The sequence below is a fragment of the Calothrix anomala FACHB-343 genome, assembly GCF_014696435.1.
Lineage (GTDB): Bacteria > Cyanobacteriota > Cyanobacteriia > Cyanobacteriales > Nostocaceae > Aulosira > Aulosira anomala_A.
Genome location: NZ_JACJQG010000001.1, coordinates 65,872 through 87,557, shown reverse-complemented (window position 1 = coordinate 87,557; position 21,686 = coordinate 65,872). Strand labels below are relative to the sequence as shown.

At 38.0% G+C, this 21,686-nt stretch carries 16 protein-coding genes; 7 read left to right on the top strand and 9 right to left on the bottom strand.

All coding sequences use genetic code 11. The features are described 5' to 3' along the window. Positions 1–101 precede the first annotated feature (101 nt). Positions 102–590, bottom strand: coding sequence for a hypothetical protein (locus H6G08_RS00290; RefSeq protein WP_096642774.1), 489 nt, complete (start codon positions 588–590; stop codon positions 102–104). 714 nt (positions 591–1,304) lie between these two features. On the opposite strand from H6G08_RS00290, the gene aroF reads away from it, so the two are divergent. The 3 genes from aroF (at position 1,305) to H6G08_RS00275 (ending at position 4,754) form a co-directional block, all read left to right on the top strand. Then, on the top strand, positions 1,305–2,177 hold the full coding sequence (aroF, locus tag H6G08_RS00285) for a 3-deoxy-7-phosphoheptulonate synthase (protein WP_190538308.1): 873 nt from the start codon (positions 1,305–1,307) through the stop codon (positions 2,175–2,177). A gap of 679 nt (positions 2,178–2,856) precedes the next feature. Then, positions 2,857–3,501, top strand: a complete 645-nt coding sequence (locus H6G08_RS00280) for a PEP-CTERM sorting domain-containing protein (RefSeq protein WP_190538307.1) — start codon at positions 2,857–2,859, stop codon at positions 3,499–3,501. A 920-nt stretch (positions 3,502–4,421) separates the two neighbouring features. After that, entirely contained in the window at positions 4,422–4,754 is a 333-nt protein-coding gene (locus H6G08_RS00275) for a hypothetical protein (protein WP_190538306.1), read from the top strand. 125 nt (positions 4,755–4,879) lie between these two features. Here the strand turns inward: H6G08_RS00275 and H6G08_RS00270 are convergent, their stop codons facing one another. Continuing rightward, complete coding sequence (locus tag H6G08_RS00270) at positions 4,880–6,100, bottom strand: glycosyltransferase family 4 protein (protein WP_190538305.1); 1,221 nt, start codon at positions 6,098–6,100, stop codon at positions 4,880–4,882. A gap of 297 nt (positions 6,101–6,397) precedes the next feature. Between H6G08_RS00270 and H6G08_RS00265 the strand changes: the two genes are divergently transcribed. Next, on the top strand, positions 6,398–7,345 hold the full coding sequence (locus H6G08_RS00265) for a glycosyltransferase family 2 protein (protein ID WP_190538304.1): 948 nt from the start codon (positions 6,398–6,400) through the stop codon (positions 7,343–7,345). 100 nt (positions 7,346–7,445) lie between these two features. On the opposite strand, the gene H6G08_RS00260 is transcribed toward H6G08_RS00265, so the two are convergent. Together H6G08_RS00260 and H6G08_RS00255 are read right to left on the bottom strand one after the other, a co-directional pair. Further along, on the bottom strand, positions 7,446–8,279 hold the full coding sequence (locus H6G08_RS00260) for a ParB N-terminal domain-containing protein (RefSeq protein ID WP_190538303.1): 834 nt from the start codon (positions 8,277–8,279) through the stop codon (positions 7,446–7,448). Continuing rightward, entirely contained in the window at positions 8,279–9,766 is a 1,488-nt protein-coding gene (locus H6G08_RS00255; protein ID WP_242046028.1) for an AAA family ATPase, read from the bottom strand. Before H6G08_RS00255 ends, H6G08_RS00260 begins: the two co-directional genes overlap by 1 nt. A gap of 275 nt (positions 9,767–10,041) precedes the next feature. Between H6G08_RS00255 and H6G08_RS00250 the strand changes: the two genes are divergently transcribed. After that, a complete protein-coding gene (locus H6G08_RS00250) occupies positions 10,042–10,926 on the top strand; it encodes a ParA family protein (RefSeq protein ID WP_096642766.1) in 885 nt (294 codons plus the stop codon). 60 nt (positions 10,927–10,986) lie between these two features. On the opposite strand, the gene H6G08_RS00245 is transcribed toward H6G08_RS00250, so the two are convergent. Next, on the bottom strand, positions 10,987–12,876 hold the full coding sequence (locus H6G08_RS00245) for a lipoxygenase family protein (RefSeq protein ID WP_190538301.1): 1,890 nt from the start codon (positions 12,874–12,876) through the stop codon (positions 10,987–10,989). 488 nt (positions 12,877–13,364) lie between these two features. Between H6G08_RS00245 and H6G08_RS00240 the strand changes: the two genes are divergently transcribed. Further along, complete coding sequence (locus H6G08_RS00240) at positions 13,365–13,748, top strand: cyclic nucleotide-binding domain-containing protein (protein ID WP_190538300.1); 384 nt, start codon at positions 13,365–13,367, stop codon at positions 13,746–13,748. Positions 13,749–14,025: 277 nt separating this feature from the next. On the opposite strand, the gene H6G08_RS00235 is transcribed toward H6G08_RS00240, so the two are convergent. Beyond that, complete coding sequence (locus H6G08_RS00235; protein WP_190538299.1) at positions 14,026–14,928, bottom strand: class I SAM-dependent methyltransferase; 903 nt, start codon at positions 14,926–14,928, stop codon at positions 14,026–14,028. Between the two features lie 238 nt (positions 14,929–15,166). On the opposite strand from H6G08_RS00235, the gene H6G08_RS00230 reads away from it, so the two are divergent. Then, a complete protein-coding gene (locus H6G08_RS00230; protein WP_339381673.1) occupies positions 15,167–16,696 on the top strand; it encodes a hydroxysqualene dehydroxylase in 1,530 nt (509 codons plus the stop codon). A gap of 48 nt (positions 16,697–16,744) precedes the next feature. On the opposite strand, the gene H6G08_RS00225 is transcribed toward H6G08_RS00230, so the two are convergent. The 3 genes from H6G08_RS00225 to H6G08_RS00215 form a co-directional block, all read right to left on the bottom strand. Then, entirely contained in the window at positions 16,745–18,421 is a 1,677-nt protein-coding gene (locus tag H6G08_RS00225; protein WP_190538297.1) for a hybrid sensor histidine kinase/response regulator, read from the bottom strand. A 395-nt stretch (positions 18,422–18,816) separates the two neighbouring features. Continuing rightward, positions 18,817–19,266, bottom strand: a complete 450-nt coding sequence (locus tag H6G08_RS00220) for a response regulator (RefSeq protein ID WP_190538296.1) — start codon at positions 19,264–19,266, stop codon at positions 18,817–18,819. 53 nt (positions 19,267–19,319) lie between these two features. Then, a complete protein-coding gene (locus H6G08_RS00215) occupies positions 19,320–21,593 on the bottom strand; it encodes an ATP-binding protein (protein WP_190538295.1) in 2,274 nt (757 codons plus the stop codon). Between the last annotated feature and the right edge of the window lie 93 nt (positions 21,594–21,686).

Below are 21,686 nucleotides of genomic sequence, written 5' to 3'. Positions count from 1 at the left end.
TTAGCGATCCTTTGCGTTTCAATTTCCACCCTCAATCAGCCACGATTTTATGCCAGGCTTTAGTTAATAGTTAATATTCAAAGTTCTACCTCTACCTATATCTACATTTGTCTACTTCTCCAGCGATTTATCGCTCTTAAATATGCTGTGACGGGAATTTGATAAACTTCAATCACAATCCAAAGAATAATTGCTAAATGTAACAAAAAAGTCAATATAGTCCAGATATATGGAACCCAAGTAATAAATTGATGGGGAGTTGGCGGAAAATTGTAAGCTATAATGCCAATCAAAGTTGTGGGTAATAGTATGAAAGCAATAGCTGCCAAACCATAGCCCCAGCCAAGTTCCACCCCTTCTAACTGAGCTTCTGTCCAGCTAAAACCATTCCAACGCCAAATCAAGGGAGGTTGACGAGAAGCCATTTTGATTTGCTGTTGTTCGAGGTTCACAGTAAAAATTTCTTGACAAAAGTCACAAGCCACTGCTTCCATTAATGGCATGTGAGTAATCTTACCAACACGACAAACCGGGCAAGGGTAAACTCCTTGATAGTCGAAAGATGTGGCTAAAAGTTTGGAGCGAGGCATCATATATACTTAAGTGTCACTAGTGAGGTGATAGGGTCTATGTGGTATTTGAGAAAAATGCTGAATTTTTAGATATTTGAGAGTTAATCGCTTCCCATAACCCATGACCCAAAAATACTGGTAAGTTAATATAAATCCTACGGTTTACAAGGCAGTCAATCACGGGAAAATCCCACAACCCAGCATGAAAATCTCTCTTAAGAGTCAACAGTCAACAGTCAACAGTCAACAGTCAACCCTATTTTCAACCTAGGAAACCGTCTTAGTTGGCGCAATAGTACTGAGTTTAACCCTTTTTTGAGAGTTGTGGAGGTATTGACGCCGCCAACTGTGTCTGTTATCGTGGATTCTATATAAGGTTTACATTGATTTACATCAAATATTATCTAGTTGCGTGCCCTAAAAATGTTCAACAGCAAATCTTACTTTTATTTTTGGCAAAAGGCGGTTCACCGGCGGTGAATACAGTTTCCTAATGGAAACCGCCCGGTGAACCGCAGAGCAAACTCTGCGGTTTTTGTTTTTTAGGAGCTTTTTATGATCGCGATCTATTTCGGTAGCTGGTTTTATGGTTTTTACTTTTGGCCCAGAGCAAGTTCCGGGTAGATAGCGTCATGTCGATGATTCAGAACGCGCCCGGAACTCTCAAAACGAGATTCCGGGCTTTTTTATTAGCCCACTCACACTGATAACTAATTACAAGGAGAATTTCCCATGATTCATGCTCAACTCGCTGCACAATCCCACACCAGCCACAAAACAATTGTTAAAATTTCCGAAACAGTCAGCTTTGGCGGTGAAGAAATTGTTATTATTGGTGGCCCTTGTACGGTAGAAAGTTTAGAGCAAATGGAGACTGTAGCCCAAAAGTTAGCAGCTGCACCTGTACAAGCCTTGCGTGGCGGTGTTTACAAACCGCGCACATCTCCTTACGCTTTTCAAGGCATGGGAGAAGACGGGCTAGAAATTTTGGCAGCTGTGCGATCGCGCTACAATGTACCAGTAGTTACTGAAGTTATGTCAATTGCCCAAATAGATATAGTGGCCGCCCATGCTGATATGTTGCAAGTTGGTAGCCGAAATATGCAAAACTTCGATTTACTCAAAGCTTTAGGACAAGTTAATAAACCAATATTACTCAAGCGCGGGCTAGCAGCGACGATTGAAGAATTCGTCATGGCAGCAGAATATATTTTAAGTCACGGCAATCCCCATGTAGTACTCTGCGAAAGAGGTATTCGCAGCTTTGATAATTACACTCGCAATGTTTTAGATTTAGGAGCAGTAGCCGCTCTCAAGCAAATTACTCATTTACCTGTAATCGTAGATCCATCCCATGCCGTTGGTAAGCGGGAATTAGTCGCACCTATGGCTAAAGCAGCTGTTGCTTGTGGTGCAGATGGATTAATTATTGAATGTCATCCAGAACCAGAACAATCTGTTTCCGATGCGCGTCAAGCTCTATCTTTAGAAGATATGGTGAATTTGGTTGCTAGTTTAAAACCTCTAGCTACAGCTGTTGGGCGAAATATTTCGGAATTAAGCGGGGTAAATTTAAAATCAGCCCCGATTTTTTGTGCTGCTTAAATTACCCTTTAGGGTGATGTTTTATTGAAGAATTTAGACATAGACTACCTTAATATAGGTTGATAAAAATTTGGCGATCGCCTGTTTAAAATATCCAACCAACAGTTGGCAAACAAGCCCTGATTGGTTGGATATTTTATTTATGAGTTTTTTTATATGCCTTTTAAGATTCAAGACAAAAATATGGGTATTTGTTGACTGCGTAGCACCGTCCAGCAATAATGCAGTTAGTAAGCCAACAACTCAATTCATTACAGTATTTAGGTTATTTTTAGCGTTCGATTCTTTGTCAGTCGTTCATTTAATACTACTGTCAAAGTATTGCCATCTATCTGTTAGCTGATTTTTCTAATTTTTTTAGATTAACTATACATTTCAAAGTTTCTTAATCAAGTAGGTAGTCTAAAGCAATTCCCTGTTATATAGGGATAATTACTACTTTAAATAAAGTTAATAATTAAACGTGTTGCTTTCATCAAAACTTTACGTTTTTTCAGGATGAATACTTAATAATAGAGATATATCTGCAACAATCAGGTTAATTCATGACTGTAACTGCTAGTTAAAGCTTATACAATTCAGGCAATGAATGCTTGCCAAATCAACACCAACTTAATGTTCTTGTGTTGAAAATGTTTGCAGATCGGACTCAACAAATTATTTTTCAAAGGAGAAAATAATGAATTTCAAAACCATCAGCATTGGGATTGCTGTAACTTGTAGCGCCTTCGCTGTAGGTAGCACTTTCGGTGTTTCACCAGCTCAAGCAGCTTTTCTCAATATTGTTGGAACTTCCGATTTTTTGAATGGAGGTCAGAAGAGTCCAACAACTGACACCATCTTTTTCAAGAACAGTAAAGTAGAAAGTTTCGGTGGTGCGCTGTTTTCTGGTTTAACACTAAATTCACAGGTTAACGTATCGAGTGTTAAACTCACCAACCCTACAAATATAACAACTTTAGGATCAAGAACGATAGCCGATTATACAGGGACATCAAGCAATCCATTCATTACATTTACTAGTGACCCCGCTCTAAGTTTCAAAATCAATAACCCATTTGAAGCGACCAGAACCAGAAACTCAGCTCGAAATACTACAAGAGCAGGTTTTGACTTCTTAGGAGCATTTTACAAAAATGGTAAATATGTAAGTACAGGGGTTTTGACTGCAAATGAAATTAGTGGAAAACCAGGTAGCTACTCAATGACTATTAATGTACCCGAACCTTTAACCATTCTAGGATCGGTAACAGCTTTAGGAATGGGAGTTGCTTTGAAGAAAAAACAAGTCCAAAACTTAGCTAAAAAGAAGGTTACAGCCTAGTTAGCTCTTTCAATAACTCTAAAGTGGAGTAATTGAAGTTGGTAAAGTATCGAACGAAAACGTTATTGTTTATAGTGGATTGTCCTTGTTGCATCTAACCATTTATCTACCTCAACAGAGAAACCTATTTCTCCAGATTTCGCAAGTTTGTAGCTCGATAGCATTTTTTCAGAGTTGTCAAAAATTGATACCTACCATTAATCAGCAGTTGATTGAACTTTTTATATAGTTACAGGGTGCTTTTCTCATAGCTTTTCTACCTTATTTCAAGCTAGATTTACCCTCTCCTACTTGCAAAATCTCTTTAATAGTAACTGTGCTAGTAATAAAAAAAGATAATTTTTTAATTAATCAAAGTTAAAATCTTATATTTTTGTAATTAGACATTAATAACAAAACTGTATTAGGGTGCGTTAGCTCAGGGTAACGCACCCTAAGCTTTAGCCTACATAATAAATTCAATTTTAGTTCGGGTGCAGAGATTCCTCTTCATTCAAATTTTATAAAGATATAACCAAAATTAATGAAATATTATCCACTGTAAAGTTGTTAAGATTGCCTAGACAAGCAACTTTAAAGTTAATTTGAGCTAACCGCTTATTAGCATGACCTTTGCAGCGTAGAGATTTAAACAGCATTCAGAAATCTTACTGTAGTTATTCAAAACCTCATATTTTATTTTTATTTAGGTTCAAAAGATAAATTAGTATTTAACAATAACAAAATAATTGCCTATCAAAAAATCCGTATAATTCCTCTTATATGGGAAATGTTACTCAGCTTATATTTTTATTAGTTACACCAGATAAATATACAAAATAATATATCTGGTCAAAGAGTGTATTTATGCAAATTTCCTCTTTGTTGATAACTAAAACTTGATTTTTCATGAGTAACATTTTACCAAGAAATTAAGAAATATGTCCCAATTTTTTTATAAGCTGACACCACTAATTTTCACAACATTTTCTGCCTTTGTTGTTATTCCTGCTCAAGCGCAAGTCTTGGTAGAAGTGCATAACAGCAATGTTAATCACATTAGTCCTATCTCTTCGGAGTTATCTACTAATTCAGAAAAAGCTGTATCTAATAACTCTGACTCCAGCAATTCAACAAATAAAAAAGCAGATATTTTATCTGAAAATTCTGATAATACCACTCCAAATGCTGCTGCAACTACAACAGCTACAACATCCAATCCACGTATTCCCATATCGAGTAGGATTTTTCCTGTACCGACAATGGAACAGTAATTAAATATCGCAATCCTATTTGATGTATTAACAAAAGGGACAAGGAAGACAAGGAGAACAAAGAAGATAGATATTTGTGACTCCTACCCATTGCTTGTTTATACTCGATCGCGATTGTTCCCTAATCATTGCTGAGGACAACATACTTGTTCGTAGTGTTTACCAGCAATCTCCCAAGTGAATTCTGTTTCTATAAGTTCTCTACTACGAACAGACAACTCGTGTCGTAGTTGTGGAACATCGAATAGTTGACTAATCGCAGTCACATAATCTGCTGGTGTATTTGCTCTGAGCGCTTTTAGTGGTGTATCTTTACCATCTACACCTAACCCTTCTAAACCGCGATCGCTTCCTACTATCGGTACACCGGCAGCCATTGCTTCTAAAGTTTTATTTTTAATCCCAAAACCCGTCCGCATTGGTACAATGCAGACGGTTGATTTGTGTAAATACTCTACCATTGAAGGCACGCGCCCAGTCACAGTAATTCCTGGTTGTTTTTTCAAGGCTAAAACCTCTGGTGCTGGATGACTACCGACAATATCTAAAGTGGTATCGGGGTAAATTTTCTGGATTTCTGGTAGTACTTCTTGACTAAAGAAGCACACTGCATCAATATTGGCTAAATTATCCATTGCACCGATAAATATTAAGCGATGTCCTCCCGGATCGCTTTTTCTATAAGGAAAAGATACTAAATCTACACCATTGGGAATTACCGTAATTTCACTATTAGGGTTAAATTCTTGTAATTGGATTTTGTCTTCTGCGGTTGTGACGACAATTGCAGAGAACTTAGAACAGTAGTTTTGCTCGTAACGCCGTAAAAGTGGCAGATTAATTTGATCTCTCAATTTATTTTCGGAAATACCAGTGGCGAGTTGGTTATAGCAGCTACCGTAGACTGAACTGTGGATATTAACTACAGTTCTTAGCTGTTTTTGGAAATGAGGACGAATATAAATTTCATTCACGCTATGTTCGCAAGCGATCGCATCATATTTTTCGGCTTCAACAGCACGATCAATCCATTCTTGCATTTCAATAGAATAGCGGCTGAGTACACTCGGCGGTGTACCCTGTTGCAAAAATGAGCTGAAGCGCTGGAGTTTCTTGAATATTCCGTCAGTTGTGTCGATTTCTGAGGGACTTTCAAAAATCACCGCCAGATCTACGCAATCCTTTAATCCTGCTATTTCCGCTTCTGTGACAGTGCGATCGCGCTGAGTTAGCAGAGTAATATGGTGACGTTGGCTCAAATATTTGAGTAAATTAAAAGTTCTCACCTGGGTTCCCCCCCGCGTGGGTGGATAGGGAAAAGTAGAAGATAGCATCAGTATATTCATATAAAATAATTTCTGTAATAACACCAATAAAGGCAATCATATATATACAATGACTTCAGTTAATGTTGATTGTCATCACGAATATCCCTGAGATATTTTTGCTAGAAATTCACTAAATCAAAACTACGCGAAATTTAGTACAGCACAGTTGACAACCCTAACTATAATTTCTAGTTGTAAGTACAGTTAACTAAGTATTTTCGCGGTTAATATTTTTAAGATTGGTGTTAAGATAGCTGTAGTATTGGGAATACTAAAATATAGGCTAATTTTTATCTATGAAAGCTTTTAGTTATTGTGAGTAAAATTAGTATTTGTATTCCTACTTTTAATAGAGTAAATTTATTGCCTTACGCTATTGAAAGTGTAATGCAGCAGAGTTATCAGGACTTTGAATTAATTATCTGTGATGATGGTTCTAGTGATGGTACAAGCAATCTAATGTCACAGTATACAGATAAGCGGATTAAATATATCCGTCATCACCAAAATGTTGGTAAAAGTAATAATATGCGCTCTGGCTTTAATGCGGCTATAGGCGAATATTTTATTAAATTTGATGATGATGATAGACTGACACCAGATTTTCTAGCGCGTACTGTTGCTATTCTTAAGCAAGATTCGAGCCTTGATTTTGTTGGTACCGATCACTGGATTATCGATATTAACAACGCCAGAAATGATGAATTGACTCAGGAAAATTCTCGTCGCTGGGGGAGAACAAAATTATCGGCTGGTATTGTCGATAATTTATTAGAAGTAGTTTTTATTTATCAAAGCTTTCAAGTTGGTGCAACATTATTTCGGCTTCAGACTTTGCAAGAATTGGGGTTTATGCTTCCCAATATGCAAAACTGTGAAGATAATGATTTATTTGTGCGGTTAGCTTTGGCTGGTAAAAAAGGCTATTATTTACCAGAATTATTGATGGAATATCGCTACCATACAGAACAGCAAGGTATTAATCGCGCGATTCCTTATTTATTTGATAAGATTCGCTATTTAGAAAGCTATAAGTTTGAGTCAGAGAAATTAGAAATTATTCGGAAGACTCGACTAGCAGAAGCTAAGTTAATATTAGGTTTGCGTTTGATAGAAAAAGGTGAAATGCAAGCCGGTAGGGAGTTGGTGTTAGCTGGTAAGTCTTTTTCTCATACTAAAGCTTGGATTGGGTTAGGGTTATCTTTATTACCTGGTGGATTGTGCGATCGGGTGTTTAATGTGTTGCGGAGGGTACAGAGGTAAGAATGTCTCACGCATAAAAGCAAAGTATAGAAACAAAAGAGAGTTAATACCAAAATTTACTGTCATGGATAAGACTGCGATCGCCACAGATAATATCCTGCTATTTACTGCGTATCTCTGAAACTTTTCTGAGCTTTTCGTAAGTACCATACGCAAAATTCTTAATCTTATATTCACTGCCTGATGCTGCTGATTCTCTCAAGTTTTCCCAGCTTAAAGTTTTGCCAGGTTGTTTCCAGTATTGAAGAGCTTTCAAGGCAGCGTTTCTTTGATTTTTATTTGCTCCTGTTTCATCTAAAGCATTCTTAATATCTTCCTCATTTGCAGTTAGCAAATTCAACTTAGGCCGAGGCATTAATTCTTGGAGGCTCACTGCAAGTCTTTCAATAGCGAATGACAAATTTTTAACTTGACTTTCAATTGTTATTATTTTTTGTTCTAAATCTGATTTACTTACATTAGCTGTAGTGTCAGAAAGTAACTGGTTTAGCTTAGTGTAAATTGGCTTCAGCTTACTTTCAAGTAAGGTAGCAACATCAGTTTCTTGGTTTATAGGTTTTTCTCTATTACTTGACGAACCAAGCAATTGCTGCATTTCTTCTTGAACTGCAACAGCTTGCTCATCGTTCATATCAAAAACCCAAACCCATAGTTTTTCTATATCAAGTTGTTTAGCAACAATGCACCAATCAGCGCCATAGATAACTTCATACTCTTCCTCTTCAGAATATTTGTCAGTACGACGCACAATTAGAGGAATGAGATTACTTTTATGTTGAATAAGAGTATCTTCTATAAGCTGGCTCCTTTCAAGAGAAATATTCTCTTTTTCCGACTCTGGTATGGCAATTTGAAAAGTGTAAACTTGACCATGACTAATTGGCTCAATACCCAAATTTGCTCTAATACGAGCGCGACGTTCAGAACTATCCATTAATTTTTTGAAACTCCATTAGTGATTTTGATAAAATGTTGCGCTAAATTAGCATAGCGTTCAAGTACTTTCTGTGCTGCCTCTTTTTCTTGAGACATCAATTTCTCATCAAATTCCCCTTGATACAGTGGATAACCTTTATCTTGACAAATAGAAATTATATTTAAGCGTGGAACCCAAGTACTTTCAGGAAAAAGTTCTACTTTGTTACTACCACCACTTTTTTCTAAAATATCGAAGAGTCTGGCAACCATAGACTGATTAAACTTAACTGATTTCTGGTCATACATACTCACTGCTATCCCCAAAATGGGTAATGCTTCATCTTTTAATTGCTCTATTTCATTTGTTCTATTTAGAACATATTCCAAGGCTCGTATTGCATAGGCTGATAACTGAGTAGGAATCAGAATACCTGATGATGCCATTAATGATATGTTGTTAACTTTACCGAAAGATGGAGGAGGATCTATAAGGATGAAATCATAATCATGCTTTTTAAGTTTTTTTGCCAGTAATCTATCACTATCTACTGTTTGATTCAGAGTAGTTTCCATTCGACTTAAACGAATATGAGAAGGAACTAAATCTAATTGAATATCTGCCCAATTAGTTTTAATGATCGTATCTTCTAATTTAGTTCTCGGTTCAGTTAGTAGATGGGTAATATCTTTCTTACCTTGCTGTTCTATATCCTCTAAAGGATCGATGCCTAACCCCATTGTTAGATTTGCCTGAGCATCAATATCGATTAGTAAAACTCGCTTACCAAGTTTGTTGAGAGCAGCAGCCAGGTTAATAGTCGTTGTGGTTTTACCCACACCACCTTTATTATTGAAAACAGTAATAATCATCGAATTAGATTCCTCTTTAGTTTCTAAAATTGAAACTTTGTCTTTACTGATAACTTTGGTGTCTGGAGGAGAGGCTTTACCTTTGTTGAATAATCCCAACATATTTTCTTGTTGCACTTCTTGTGAAATTAAATTTAAAAAATGTAACCGAATATTCTGTTGATTTTTATATAACGTTGAATTAAAACTTAAACAAGTTTTTTTTGATAAAATTTTGTAAAATAAAATATATTTTTGAATCAGTGTTTCTTGAGTTAACTCTATAATAGTTGTGATTTTTTTATCATAGTTATAAAGTATATGAAAATCATCACCATTGGTTAATAGACCAAGCACAGATCCGGTGCGGCGCATATAATTATTGATTTGCCAAACACTATGAGCAATATTTTTACTGGGTGCTTTAACTTCAATAATTAAATAAGCTGGTGTTATTAATTCTGAGTCTGGTAGGCTTACAAGAAAGTCAAGCTTTGAGTTTAGGATTACAACCTGAGTCTGCCAATCTGCGTTATTGTAACCAAGAATACGTAGTAAAGGAACTACTACCTTTTGCTCTACATCAGATTCGCTACTATTTGGGCTGATGGACTGAAAAATGCTTTTTAACGTCGAGCCATAGTCAGTAGTCATACTAGCATAGAAAGGCATCCAACTTTACAATTTTATCCACTAATCACTATTATGTGTAAAATTTTTGTCTATGCACTTTTGTAAATGTGCTTTGCATAACCTATCGTTACTCGCAGCAATGTGTTACTCACTGCTATAATTCTGACTGCCTCAATTGTGGCATGTCACTGGAATTACTTTGTGTATTCCAGAAAGATTAAATTGAACGTAAATTTTCATATATCAGGAGAGGTGTACGCTACCTGGATGGGAATGCGTCATCAAAGGACTTACCAATGGGATATGTAATTGCAACTGCAAATATGAAAGGTGGTGTCGGCAAAACCACCATTACAGTAAATTTGGCTACTTGCTTGGCTAAGTATCATGGCAAGCGGGTGTTAGTTCTCGATTTAGATAGTCAAATTAGTGCGACACTCAGCTTGATGTCGCCGTTAGAATTTGCCAAGCGACGGAAGACGAGAAAGACTTTTAGATATCTAATAGATCAAGTTATTACACCTGAACCAAACGCTAAATTTGCGATTCATGATATCGTTCAGAGCAAGGTTTGTAACTTGCCTGGGTTGGATTTGTTGCCGGGAGATATCGATTTATATGATGAATTTGTTGTTTCAGAAATGCTGCATCAACAATCGGTAGCTTTAGGCGAGCAAGATTTTGAAACTGTTTGGAATCGCTTTGAACGGGTGTTAATTAATAACATCTTAAAGCCAGTGCGGGACGAATATGATTTTATTCTTTTAGACTGTGCCCCTGGCTATAATCTTTTAACTCGTAGTGCTTTAGCTTGCAGCGATTTTTATATTTTACCTGCTAAACCAGAACCTTTATCGGTGGTGGGTATTCAATTGTTAGAAAGACGCATTGGACAATTAAAAGATAGTCACGAGCATGAGGCAAAAATTAATATAAAAATGCTGGGGATTGTATTTAGTATGTCGAGTGCAAATCTGCTGACTGGCAGATATTATAAACAAGTTATGCATCGCGTTGTGGAAGATTTTGGTGTTGACAAAATTTGTAAGAACCAAATTCCTGTTGATGTAAATGTGGCTAAAGCTGTTGATAGTTTTATGCCGGCTGTTGTCATGAATCCGCAATCTCCTGGTTCTAAAGCGTTTCTTCAATTAGCCCAGGAGTTGTTGGAGAAGTTGTAAAAATTGGGCATTGGGCATGGGGGATGAAACTGTACAGACGCGATTAATCGCGTCTCTAGCTTAAATATTGATGCTTTGAGGAATTTTGGAAGGGAGGAGATAGTTATAGGTTGGGCGGCTTAAGTTACGCTGATTGATAGCGTGTTCAACTTGTTGGAGATTTTCTTGGAAATTCTGCAATAAGGGTTTGACGCGGCTGTCGGTAAAGTGTGCTTGAGGATATTCACCGAGTTTGTTGTAATATATAGAACCTAGCAAAGCAAGCAAGTTATATTGCCTTTGGGCTTGATCTAGAGGTGCGAGTAATTTGAGGTAGTCTTGCTCGGTGACTTCTCCTTTAAGAGCTGAGGCGGGTACGTAACCTGCTAATGGTAAAGCGGCGGCGTAGCCCATTAAGTCTTTTTGGGGAAAGTTCACTGCTGCGTGTTGGGCGCTGGCGGTAAATATAATCAGTGTGACAGCATCAATTAGGTAGTCTCGCGTCTGGATACGTCCATCTTCACCAAATTCGCTGATGCGCCCACCTTCATAAGCTTGAACTTCAGCCGCCCAGGATTGTAGGGCGGTATCGTTTTGAATATCTCGATCTGTGGCGTAGTAAAGTTGAAGGTAGTCGCTTACCCATTGACGAATGGCATCCCAGACTAATAAAGCATCGTCTCGGTAAGGATAAATCGGTAGTAAATTGCGATCGCTTACTCCGCGTTGTTCAAATTGCTTGGGTAACATGGCACTATTAAAGCCATAGCTTTGCAATCCCTTAACAGCTAGCACCCGTGAGTTATCAATTGTGGATGAGAGTAATCTATCTACACCACCACCACGAGCAATCAAAATCCTTTGGGCGGCGTCATTAATCGCTAAAGTGCCGGCAAAATGGGGACGTAGGAGTAAGCTCAGGGGATGGTTAGCTGGTAGTTGTCGATAGGTAGCGATCGCAAAAGCACCGACAAATAAATGAGTTCTCGCTAGGTGGGTAACTGGTTCGTGGAAGTTAGCATCAGCGATTTGCACGATTGTTTTGGCAAATAACCAAGCATATTTACCAGAATTAGGCGTAATAATCGGATAATCGGGGCTTGGGGTTTGTCCGCATTGGATAGCGACTGGGCGCAGAAAGCGATCGCTATTGGAACCTCTGGGTACAGCAAACAGCGCTAGGGGTGCATACACATATTTTTGTTCTGTGGGGTAGGTTCCGTTGAGCGCACCCTCAAAAATGCCATAATCTGTGAGGTAAAGTCTTCCTTCTTCCCCTGCTGCTTGTAAGGAATCGTCACTTCCCATCACAGCTTGATAATGTTCATCGGTAACGGGAAAGCGATCGCTTAATTTACTCACTCTCTCTATCATCACGGGATTGTAACCCGCTACCCGCATATAAGCGAATACTGCGTCTTCTTGAAAAGTTTGCGCGATCGCTGGTACACCAATTACTGGGAATAGCTTTTCGTAGTCTGTCAGGCTGGTTACATGTCCTGTGGGATGTTCTGCATACAACAGTTCAATTACCCCATTTAAAGCATCTCTCAGAATCTGGACTCCATTCTCCTTGAGAATAGCAAACAACAAATTGTCAAGTTCGTGAAAATCTTTGGAGATTCCTTTAATTAAAAACTGGGGAACAATCTGTAACAACCTAGCAATAATCGTGATATTCAAAGGAATCGCCCCTTTGAATATGGCTTCTAAAATAAACAATCTGACATCATCGCGAATTGACTTAGAACCCCGATTACCTCGGTTAGTAATCAAAGTATTGACAAACAGCACTCTTAACTGCTGCGCCAACAAATAATACCAGCTAGTAGAAAAACCTTCTGTCTCCGGTAACTCATCCACCATTGCGATCGCTGGAATATGGTTATAGTTATAGCGATATTCCTGTCTAGCTGTCTCTAAGCTTTGAGTAATCGGCCGACGGAGCAAATTATCTGGTGATGCATTCATAGAACTAATTGCATGTAGTTTTTCACAGAGAACTTCAAAACTCAACCGGAAAAAAACTTCCGAGTGGTTGATGTGATGTCTGTCTCGTTGAGCTTATTCAAATATTCAGCCCCAGTGGAGATTCTTCCAGTTTTGTGTTGCAAAAATTTGTATGAGACAAGACTTGGGTATAAATCAAAACTAATTATGCAATTAGAAAAGAAATTTTGGCAACAAATATAAAATTACGTTTCACCAAAGCTTAATCTTTCTTTAACCTTGCCTGTTGTACCCTAGCATGTAATTTAGTAGTTGAAATTTGTTTTGTTCGTAGTCAGGACTCAATTCCTGACTACGAATTTACCCATAAAGATGCCGTTGTTGTAGTGAACTACTAAATATCTCTGTGCAAAATTCCCCATCAAGTCTTACCAATGGTTTTTGATCTTGCTCATTGGCTGTAACAGAGCAAACATAAGTAAAAAATACACAATTTCAGGGCAGTTTAAATGTTAAATGCTGTACAGACTATCAGTATCTTTCAAAAACAACCAAATCCGAAAGTGGTTTCAGCAGGCCAGGTAATATTTGAGGTAGGAGAGCCTGGTGATTGTATGTATGGCATTATCCAAGGCTCGGTTGATATATTAGTTGATGGCAAGGTTGTAGAAACAATTTCCGCCGGAGAAGTTTTTGCGATCGGCGCACTTGTAGGTGTAAAAAATAGAACTTATACCGCTATTGCCAAAACCGATTGTCAGCTTGCTTTCCTGGATGAGCAAAGGTTTCTGTTTGTAGTGCAAGAAACTCCTTTGTTTGCACTACAAGTTATGAAAAACTACTCAGAACGTTTGACTCGTGTGGAGCGTTCCCTCTCTGGTTTGAGAAAATAAGATACTCGTGTAGTGAGGAATTTAGTTCTCACTACGAAATCAATCTTAATATTTTTTTATTTTTGAGCGATCGCACAATTTAACATCTATAGGATTCATATTTGATTTTTGAACAAATACGTAGGGTGTGTTGTCGCGCAGCGCAACGCACCAAATCCCATAATACGGTGCGTTACACTTCGTGATAACGCACCCTACATATACTTAATATTTTTTTATTGTTGAGCGATCGCACAATTTAACATCTAAGACAATCGCTACAAGTCTTTTTCCCTAATTACTCCAAAGGAATACTGTAAGCACTAAAGCCATAAGCTAAAGTTTCTTTCCAAGCATCTGATGGCTTGAGACTTCTATTAATTGCTTTAGCAAAAGGTACAGGAATACCTTTGATAGTTTCCGGTAAAATTGCATATTCTGTTGTTGGTTCAACTATATATTGAGGACATTTAGCTTGAATCCCTGCATTATTCAACATCTCCTGAATTTCTATTGCTGAATATTGCTTGAGGTAAATGGGATTTTTGCTAAATATATTCAGGTTCCTAATAGAATTGTGGATGATATGGGAAGGACAAGCTTTGTTATGAAAGGAATGATTAAATACAAACATTCCTCCAGGCTTGAGAACCCGGAATATCTCGCTTAATAAGTTTCTTAACTGTGCATCTGGTATATGCATAAATACACAGTTAGAAATTACTAAATCTATGGAGTTGCCTGCTAAAGGTAATGTTTCTGCAGAATTACAAATTATATTAAATTCGGCATTTGGGAAAAAGTTATACTCTGCTTTGACCTTAATTAATCGCCTTAATAAAGATTCAGAAATATCAATAGCATAATATTTTTGGCATTGGAGATTTTTTTCCTTAGAAAGATGTAAGGGAGCGCGACCATAACCACAACCAATTTCGAGAATAGAATCTACAGATTTATCCATAGGAAACTTATTCCAAGTTCCCCCAGGTCTGCCACCTAATAAAGTGTAATCTTGTTTAATGGCAGATGTTTCTGTTACTTGCTCAATTTTTTGGGAACCATAGTAGGTTTTGCCGATTGCATCCCATTTTTGTTTATGTTTAGTACTATTTAACTGTTCATAATTTTTAGGGAAATATATACCATCAATCAATTGAAAGTCATTTAAACTAGGTTGAGAATCGGCTAATTGAGTCATTTGACTATTTGGGAAATATAACTAGATTTTTTCTTGTTATACTCCTAAATAATAATTATCAGCAAGTGTGATTATATCTATAGTAATTAAAGTCTATTTAGGTAAATTATTACGTATATATTCTGAACAATATTTGCTCAAGCTTCGCAAATAAAAATATTGCCAGTTTTCCGTAATTTTACTATCAATCAGTTAAATCAGTTTACAAATCCTTTACATTTAATTATAGAGTGCAATTATCGGAGACTGTGCGGCAATGAATGAAGAGTCACAACAAAAACGGGTAGTAGTTGTGGGTGCAGGTTGGGCTGGTTTAGGCGCAACCTATCACTTAGCCAAACAAGGATATGATGTGACGCTTCTAGAAGCCGGGGCTTATCCGGGGGGACTCGTTGCGGGTTGGAAAACCGCCGCAGGACGTTCTGTAGAAGCAGGTATACATGGTTTTTGGTATCCTTACAGAAATATTTTTGCCCTGATTAATGAATTAGATATTAATCCTTTTACTTCTTGGACTCGTTCGGCGCAATATTCCCCGGCGGGTTTGGAAGTGGAATCACCAATTTTTCAAGAATTACCCCGGCTTCCTTCACCATTAGGAACTTTTGTTTATACTCACTTTCAGCGTCTACCATTAATTGACCGTTTGAGTGCCTTACCTTTACTATATGCTGTGGTTGATTTTGATAATTCTCCTGATGCATGGCGGCGTTATGATTTTGTCACGGCGCGAGAATTATTTAAGGATTTTGGCGTGTCAGCAAGGCTATATAAAGATGCATTTGAACCAATGTTATTGGTAGGTTTATTTGCACCTGGAGAACAGTGTTCTGCTGCTGCAACTTTAGGAATGCTGTACTTTTTTATTTTGGCGCATCAAAGCGATTTTGATGTTGTTTGGTGTCGGGGAACTGTAGGCGAAAAAATATTCCGCCCTTGGGTAGATAAAATTGAGAAGGCTGGGGCTAAAGTATTATCAAAACGGCGGGTAACTGATGTAATTATTGATGATAAAAATTGCGCTAAGGGTGTAGTTTGCGATGATGAAGTATTTGAGGCTGACGCTGTAGTTTTTGCTGTGGGGGTGACGGGAATGAAGAAAATTGTTGCCAATAGCCCCAGTTTACAAAGTCGGCAAGAATTTCGCGATTTAAATAATTTAGGTGCAATTGATGTTTTAGCAACTCGCTTATGGTTTGATAGAAAAGTTAATATTCCTCGCCCTTCTAATGCTTGTTTTGGATTTGATAATACTACAGGCTGGACATTTTTTGATTTAAATGCGCTGCATGATGAATATAAAAATGAATCAGGAACAGTAATTGAAGCTGATTTTTATCATGCAAATCAGTTTTTACATTTAGCTGATGAAGAAATTATTCCTATAGTGCAGCGTTATTTAACAACTTGCGTTCCTGATTTTCGCGAAGCCAAAGTGATTGATAGCAGTGTGATTAGATTACCGAATGCGGTAACTCATTTTGCACCGGGAAGTTATCGTCATATGTTACCAGCCCAGACGAGTTTAGCAAATGTGTTTATGAGTGGGGATTGGATTGTTAACCGTCACGGTTCTTGGTCGCAAGAAAAGGCTTATGTTACAGGTTTAGAAGCGGCAAATTTGGTAATTTCTTATTTAGGACAAGGACAGCCATCTGAGATTTTACCAGTAGAAGCCGATGAAGCCCATATCCAAGTAGCGCGATCGCTCAATCAAACAGTACGCAATCTCAGCAAATCTATTCTGCCCGATTTCTGGTTGCCTTAGCAGCGCACACTTCAAGCGGTAGTTGAGCGAAGCCGAAACTACCGCCTTTCAATGCCCCATGCCCCATGCCCCATGCCCTATACTTTGTTTGGGTAAGCTGACTGTAACTTTGGTTCCTTGCCCAATTTGGCTAAATAATTTAATATTACCCCCATGTAATTCTACGCAAGATTTAGCGATCGCTAATCCTAAACCTGTACCGGGAATTGTACCGACGTTACTACCCCGGCTAAAGGATTGAAATAGCTTTTCTTGATCGGCTATGGGGATACCAATACCTTCATCTTTGATGTAAACCATCACATCTGATTCTGTGCCAATTAAATCAAATTCAATGCTCCCTCCATGTGGCGAATATTTGATCGCATTGGAAATTAAATTCATAAAGATTTGTTGCAATAATCCGCGATCGCCCCAGAAGCCTTGATAGTTTCCCCTGGTATTAAAAATTAATTCATGTTCCTCGGTTAATGTTTCTCTTGCTTGTTGGAGAATATCAGCGAAAAATGGTAGTAAATCGAGGGGAATAGGCTTAAATCGGGTTTTATCCAGTTCAATTTGGTTCACCATCAGCATATTATCTACCAATTTGGACATTGACCGAGCTTTTTGCTCGATAATGCCTAAAAATCGCTGCTGTTTCAATTCATCTAATTGTTGACCATGTTTGATTAAAGTTGATGCCGCCGCCAAAATAGAGGTCAAAGGTGTACGATACTCGTGAGAAACTGTGGCGACGATTTGCGATTTAAAGGTATTGAGTTGCTTTTCTTTGATTAGCGCTGCTTGGGTTTGGGCGAATAATTCTGCTTGTTGAATTGCGATCGCTAATTGTACCGATAATTCGTTAAGCATTTCTACTTCATCGGCTTGCCATTTGCGTTCTTGGGAACTGTGATGCGCTATCAACAATCCCCAAAGCGGATTTTCGCGATCGCAATTATTACTCAACTGAATTGGAACTACTAAATTATCCTTTGTTTTAAATTGTTCTAATAAATGTAAATAATTATTACTTAAACTAGCTTTACATACTTGAGTAATTGCTAATTTACATCCCCATACATGGTTTTCACCCCCTACTTCATGACAAATATCTTGGATATTATGAAGTGGTGCTATAAATTCTCCGGAGTCAACTGAGCAAGCTACAGTTTTACCGCCATTATCTGGGGTAAATTGATACACTAAAACGCGATCGCATTTGAGAAGTTGCTGCACTTCTACTACTGCTGTATTCAAGATTTGCTCTAAATCTAAAGACTGGCGAATACGTAACGCTGTGGTTGCAATTAAGCGCTGTTTTTCGCGAGTTTTATAGAGTTGGGCTTGCAAATACGATTGTTTAATGGCATTGCGAACAGCTATTTGCAGCACATCTGGTTTGAGATATTGCTTGACTAAATAATCTTGCGCACCTCGTTTCATTGCTTGTACAGCAACTTCTTCATCGCCTCTCCCCGTCAGCATAATTACTGTTTTGGGAGTATCGAATATTTCTTTATTTAAGCGATCGAATAGTTCCAACCCACTCATATCTGGTAAGCAAAAATCTAGCAGAATGACATCGCAATGCACTTTTTGGCACAAAGCTAGCCCGCTTTCTGCACAATCTGCCTCGAAAATTTGATAAGAATTGTACGGATCTTGTAAAAGATATCGACGATAAATTTTTCGATCCGCCGCACAATCATCTACGATCAGTAGCGTCCATGTATCCACCATATAAGTATGAGGATCGGGGAATAATAGTGTTTTTTTAACTTATGTAGCTATTGCATAATTCTAAAAATAATCTAAAATAAATATAAATAAAATCTAAAATTTTTTGAAATAACTTTAAGTACTCGGCTAACTTGTCTGTTTGGATAAGTAAGTATGCATGAATTTGCGAGTCGGTAGTTACACAGTAAATCCCAAGAATTGCTAGTTAAGAGGGGGAAACAGCGTGACGCGGAGAAATAAGAGATCGAGAAGATACAGAGACACAGACTTACTCAGAACTTATATGCAGTATGAGTACGAAACATCAGCATCAATAGACGAACAAAGTCTGATGCTGTATCAAGCTCCGCGTACTTTTCTGCTCCCGACTATCCCATCAACTAGAAACATGCAAACTACGTTGAGACAGGCGGAGTATTAGTTGCTAGCCAATAGTCTACAAATGCTTGAATTGTCTTTTGTAGTTCTTGTGCATCCATTGGCTTAACTAAATAGCCATTCGCGCCTTTTTGGTAACAAAACTCAATATCCCTGGGATTAGAGGATGTGGTGAAAACAACTATCGGGATTTCTCGGAGGCTGATATCTTGTTTAAGCCGCTCCAAAATATCCCGACCGTCAATCCCTGGTAAATTCAAATCTAGCAGGATTACAGAAGGTCTGAGTTTTGTCTGCGGATTTTCGTTACCACTGTCTTGATAAAGCAAATCTAAAACCTCATCTCCATTAGTACAGCGATATATAGGATTCTGCACCGCCATGCGACGCATGAGGCGTTGTAGCATCCTAAAATCTTCATTGCTGTCCTCAACCACAAGTAGAGGTTCATGAAGTTTCATTGTCATTAGTTGTCTTTACAAAATGTAATAATTAAAAGATTTTTGTTACTAATCTTAAACTATTCCAGGGTCAAATAGAAAGTCGAACCCATACCTGGGGATGATTCAACCCAGATGCGCCCATTATGCAGCTCAACAATTTTCTTAACAATGGCTAATCCTGCGCCTACACCCCCACCATACTTTTCTTGAGAGTGGAGACGTTTGAATAGTCGGAAGATGGTTTCTCGATGATGTTGAGGAATCCCAATGCCGTTATCGCGGACATAAAATACAGGATTTACAAAACTTTGCGCTTGCGTTTGTTGCGGATGGGAATCTAAGTAGCCAATTTCCACCCATTGGTCAGTTTTATCATTGTATTTAAAGGCATTCGTAATCAGGTTACTAAATATTTCGTTGACGAGAACCGCATCACAATCAATTGTGGGTAAAGGTCGAGGGATGCGAATATCAAACAGGTGAGAATCGGGACGACTAGCACGGAGAATATCAATTAATTCGGTGAGTAATTCGTTCAAATTGGTAGCTTGCTTACGTAATTGTGCTTGTCCTAATTGCGCCAGTCGCAGTAGTGCATTAATCAGAGTTTCCATGCGCACTGATAAATTAACTACTGTCTGTAGACATTCAATTCCCTCATCATCCAAAACTTGAGCGTAATCTTCTAGGAGAATGGTTGAGTAATTATAGATACCGCGCAGAGGTTCTTTGAGATCGTGAGAAGCAGCATAAGCAAAAGAGGCTAACTGACGGTTACTGCGCTCTAATTCGCGGTTAATTTTGGCTAATTCATCGGCTTTAGAAAGTACAATACCAACGATCGCATTTCTGAGTGCGATCGCACTATCAAGTTCACATTCTTTCCAAGGTAGAGAAGTTAACCTAACTGTTTCTTGCCATTTTGCAAAAGATTTACGCGGACTCAGGGTAACTGTACCATCTACCTCTGTGACTTGAAAAGCTTGATGAGGGTTACCTGCCCAGTTTACCGTTTGAATCACTTCAGGACGAAACCAGAGAATATAATAACGCCGAACTTGGGAAATTCGCAGTAGTAACAATCCACTAGCTGTATCTTTAAACGCAACGCTTTCTGGATAAAGTTGGGGTAGAGAATTGGTAGAAAACAGATTGTCTTTAATTTGAGTATCTGCCCATTCAATTACAGCACGAACTTGCTCAATCTCTGGTGTTGTGCCAACTAGGGTAATTTCATTATCTAAACAAACTGCAGCACCAGAAGCACTGACAACATCTAGTAACCGGATTTCTGGTTTAATCAGCGCATCAATAAAATTATCAGCTAGGGAAATCGATTCAATAAACTCAGATTGAAGAGATTTGAGTTTGACTTGATAATCTAATTCCAATTCATTAACTTTATGGGTTAACTCCGATGAGACAATTCGCCCTAAAAAGGCGCAAATTTGCCGCATTTCATAGGAAAGCTGCTTAGGAGTTTGGTGATGACAAGAAATTAAACCCCAAAGCTGCTGATCTTGAATCAGCGCTATCACCAAAATTCCCGACACGCCCATATTTTGATAATATTCCATACAGCAAGTATCAACACTCCGGAGGATAGATAAGCTTAAATCCAGAGGTTGCTGAGTGATGGGGTTGTCGAGGGGAACTAACTTCACAGCCGTTGCAGTTAAATTCGGTACAAATCGCAACATACCCCGCTTGTATAAATTTCTCGCCTGTAGCGGAATATCTGTAGCCGGATAATGTAACCCTAAGTATGGCGGTAAATCTTCCCGTTTTGCTTCCGCAACTACAGAACCGGCTCCCGTATGGTCAAATTGATAGATAATTACCCTGTCAAAAGCTGTGATTTCTCTAACTTGGCTGGTGACGAGGTGCAAAAAGTCACTCAAATTGGATGTTTTTTGAATATCCGCGATCGCTTCACTGACTAAAGCATGGAAACTTAAAAAACTCAACTCCGAACTAGATTGAGTCGGTTCTAGTTCTAAAATTAAAGTTTCTTCTGTACGATGGGCAATACAATCAAAATATTGTTCGGAATTATTAGTATTTATAAATACTTTGCAACTAGTGTAAATACCATGCTTTTTTGTCCAGCATTGCCTAATAGCAGCAACTTGTTGATTATCCAGTAAGCTAGTTAGCGGTTTATCCAACAATTCAGAAATAGATTTACCCAAAATTTCTTGGGTATTATTACTAACTTGTACTATTTGTAATTGAGAATTGAGAGTTAAGAGTACACCATGAGGTTGGATAGAGCCAGGTAGGTGAATTAATTTGCGATCGTGGTTCGTCAAAGAAGCCGTTGAGGCAAGATTGTCTTCTGACTGGCTCATAGCTTAAATTTAATAGCAAGCTTCTTTTTACAATACCGCAATTAAATTTTACATTTATTTATGATTTCATAATCATTTTTCATGATGGTTTAT